Here is a 3,367-nt window from a genome sequence, read left to right as displayed (position 1 = left end):
CAGGATCCAGTGATGTCCTTGTGGGAGCGAGCCTGCTCGCGAAGAGGCCAGTACAGGCACCGTAAATCCCATAAAAAAACCCGCACCTCTTTCAAGGCACGGGTTCTTTCATTGCTTCAATCGATCAACGCTCGAGCAGGATCCGCAGCATGCGGCGCAGCGGCTCGGCCGCGCCCCACAACAGCTGGTCGCCGACGGTGAATGCGCCGAGGAACTGCGAACCCATGTTCAGTTTGCGCAGACGGCCAACCGGGATGTTCAGGGTGCCGGTAACCTTGTTCGGGCTCAGCTCCTGCATGCTGATATCGCGATTGTTCGGCACCAGCTTGACCCAAGGGTTGTGCTGGCTGATCAGGCCTTCGATATCGGCCATCGGTACGTCTTTGTTCAGCTTGATGGTCAGCGCCTGGCTGTGGCAACGCATGGCGCCGATGCGCACGCAGATGCCATCCACCGGGATCGGGCTCTTGAAGCGACCGAGGATCTTGTTGGTTTCGGCCTGAGCCTTCCACTCTTCGCGGCTCTGGCCGTTCGGCAGTTCCTTGTCGATCCATGGGATCAGGCTGCCGGCCAGCGGCACGCCGAAGTTTTCGGTCGGGTACGCATCACTACGCATGGCTTCGGCCACACGACGATCGATGTCGAGGATGGCACTGGCCGGGTCGGCCAACTGGTCGGCGACAGCGGCGTGGGTCGCGCCCATTTGCTTGATCAGTTCACGCATGTTCTGCGCGCCGGCACCGGAGGCTGCCTGATAGGTCATGGCGCTCATCCACTCCACCAGACCGGCTTCGAACAGACCGCCCAGCCCCATCAGCATCAGGCTGACGGTGCAGTTGCCGCCGATGTAGTTCTTGGTGCCCGCATCCAGTTGCTGGTCGATGACCTTGCGGTTGACCGGATCCAGAACGATGACCGCGTCATCCTGCATGCGCAGGCTGGAAGCAGCGTCGATCCAGTAACCCTGCCAGCCGGCTTCACGCAGTTTCGGGAAGACTTCGCTGGTGTAGTCGCCACCCTGGCAGGTCAGAATCACGTCGAGGGTTTTCAGCTCTTCAATGCTGTAAGCGTCCTTGAGCGGAGCAATGTCCTTGCCCACGGACGGGCCTTGGCCACCGACATTGGAAGTGGTGAAAAACACCGGCTCGATAAGATCGAAGTCCTGCTCTTCCAGCATCCGCTGCATGAGCACGGAACCGACCATACCGCGCCAACCGATCAGACCTACACGTTTCATCGCAACTACACCTTCTTGAAATGTGGGCCGCTGCTTTCGGGGGTGAAATCGGCAGCGGGCCCGAGAGATTACAGATTCCGCAGCGCGGCGACTACTGCGTCACCCATTTCCTGCGTACCGACTTTAGTGCAACCGGCGGACCAGATGTCACCCGTGCGCAAGCCCTGATCCAGCACCAGGCTGACGGCTTTCTCGATGGCATCGGCCGCGGCCTGCTGATTGAAGCTGTAACGCAACATCATGGAGACCGACAGAATGGTCGCCAGCGGGTTGGCAATGCCTTTGCCTGCGATGTCCGGCGCCGAACCGTGGCACGGTTCATACATGCCCTTGTTGTTGGTGTCCAGGGACGCCGACGGCAGCATGCCGATGGAACCTGTGAGCATCGAGGCCTGGTCGGACAGGATGTCGCCGAACATGTTGTCGGTGACGATCACGTCGAACTGCTTCGGTGCACGCACCAGCTGCATGGCGGCGTTGTCGACATACATATGGCTCAGTTCGACCTCAGGGTAATCCTTGGCCACCTGTTCAACCACTTCACGCCACAGCTGGCTTGACGCCAATACGTTGGCCTTGTCCACCGAGCACAGCTTCTTGTTGCGCACCATGGCCATGTCGAAACCGACACGGGCAATGCGACGGATTTCGCTTTCGCTGTACGGCAGGGTGTCGTAGGACTGACGCTCGCCGTTTTCCAGGGTACGGGTGCCGCGCGGCGCGCCGAAGTAGATACCGCCGGTCAGCTCGCGAACGATCAGGATGTCCAGGCCGGACACGATTTCCGCTTTCAGGCTCGAAGCTTCAGCCAGTTGCGGGTACAGGATCGCCGGACGCAGGTTGCCGAACAAGCCCAGTTGCGCACGAATCTTCAGAAGACCGCGCTCAGGACGGATGTCACGCTCAATGGTGTCCCATTTCGGGCCGCCCACAGCGCCCAACAGCACGGCATCAGCGGCACGGGCACGTTCCAGGGTTTCGTCGGCCAGCGGCACGCCGTGCTTGTCGATGGCTGCGCCACCGATTACGTCGTGGCTCAGCTCGAAGCCCAGGGCAAACTTGTCGTTGGCCAGTTCCAGCACCTTGACCGCTTCGGCCATGATTTCCGGGCCAATACCGTCACCTGGGAGAATCAGAATCTGCTTGCTCATGCTTTCCTCATGTCATCAGTCGGTGCGCCCGTGGGCGCGCCCGGAAAAATTCTTAGCGTTTGACGCTTATCGTTCAGCCATCAGTACCAGCACATCTGTACTGAACGAACCATCGGCCTCAATCTCAAAATATTCGCGCACTTCATTGCCCATCGACTGCTGCAGTTCACGGATCGCTGCGCGCATCACTGGCGGCGTGCGCATGCGTTCGACCCAGGAGTTGTACTCCAGACGCAGCCGTTGACGGGTGGTGCTGCGGGTATGCAACCCCGCTTCACTGACCTGACGCAACCATTCCCCGGCGGAATAATCGCGCACATGACTGGTATCACGCAGCACTTCGACGCTTTGCAGGTAAGTGTCGAACAACGGGCTGCCCGGTGACAACACGTCAACGAACGCCGCCACACCGCCCGGCTTGAGGACCCGGCGCACTTCCCGCAGGGCCAGACCGAGATCGCTCCAATGGTGCGCCGAATAACGGCTGAACACGAAGTCGAACTCGCGATCGGCAAATGGCAGGCGCTCGGCGGCGCCGTTGACCGTGGAAATATTGCTCAACCCACGATCAACCGCAGCCGCGGCAACCACATCGAGCATCTGTTGCGACAGGTCGTAGGCCACCACTTCTTTCACCAGCGAGGCCACATGAAAACTCACGTGACCTGCGCCACAACCCAGGTCCAGCACACGGGCATTGCCCTGCCCTGCCAGTTCGGTCTGTAGCAGTGCGAACTCAGTGCCTTGAGCGTGTACGGCGCTGCTCAGGTAGGCCGCGGCCTGTTCACCGAATTGCTTCTGGACTACCTGACTGTGCTGGGCGGTGCTGGTCATGGGGACTTCCTTTTTCAGGGTTTAGTCTTGTGGTGTTTATTCAGGCCTCTTCGCGAGCAGGCTCGCTCCCACATTTGAAATGCATTCCACTGTGGGAGCGGGTCGGCTCGCGAAAGCGTCACCACGCCTTCCAAAAAACCAAACG

Annotated in this window: 3 protein-coding genes; all 3 read right to left on the bottom strand. The window is 60.1% G+C overall.

The window, feature by feature from the left end; translation table 11 throughout:
* Positions 1-124: 124 nt before the first annotated feature.
* On the bottom strand, positions 125-1,237 hold the full coding sequence (gene asd / locus ACSFE6_RS31235) for an aspartate-semialdehyde dehydrogenase (RefSeq protein ID WP_433739730.1): 1,113 nt from the start codon (positions 1,235-1,237) through the stop codon (positions 125-127).
* 68 nt (positions 1,238-1,305) lie between these two features.
* Positions 1,306-2,388 (bottom strand): 3-isopropylmalate dehydrogenase, encoded by a 1,083-nt coding sequence (leuB, locus tag ACSFE6_RS31230; protein ID WP_435431221.1) that lies wholly within the window; start codon positions 2,386-2,388, stop codon positions 1,306-1,308.
* Between the two features lie 66 nt (positions 2,389-2,454).
* On the bottom strand, positions 2,455-3,222 hold the full coding sequence (locus ACSFE6_RS31225) for a class I SAM-dependent methyltransferase (protein ID WP_435431220.1): 768 nt from the start codon (positions 3,220-3,222) through the stop codon (positions 2,455-2,457).
* Between the last annotated feature and the right edge of the window lie 145 nt (positions 3,223-3,367).

The organism is Pseudomonas baetica (genome assembly GCF_051216495.1).
In the GTDB taxonomy this organism is placed as follows: domain Bacteria; phylum Pseudomonadota; class Gammaproteobacteria; order Pseudomonadales; family Pseudomonadaceae; genus Aquipseudomonas; species Aquipseudomonas baetica_B.
The sequence above is the reverse complement of the archived record's forward strand: the minus strand, read 5'-3'. Positions and strand labels throughout refer to the sequence as shown.

Bases quoted from the DNA above. Each gene is read 5' to 3' on its own strand.
- asd (WP_433739730.1), bottom strand. From the start codon at position 1,237: ATGAAACGTGTAGGTCTGATCGGTTGGCGCGGTATGGTCGGTTCCGTG.
- leuB (WP_435431221.1), bottom strand. From the start codon at position 2,388: ATGAGCAAGCAGATTCTGATTCTCCCAGGTGACGGTATTGGCCCGGAA.
- ACSFE6_RS31225 (WP_435431220.1), bottom strand. From the start codon at position 3,222: ATGACCAGCACCGCCCAGCACAGTCAGGTAGTCCAGAAGCAATTCGGT.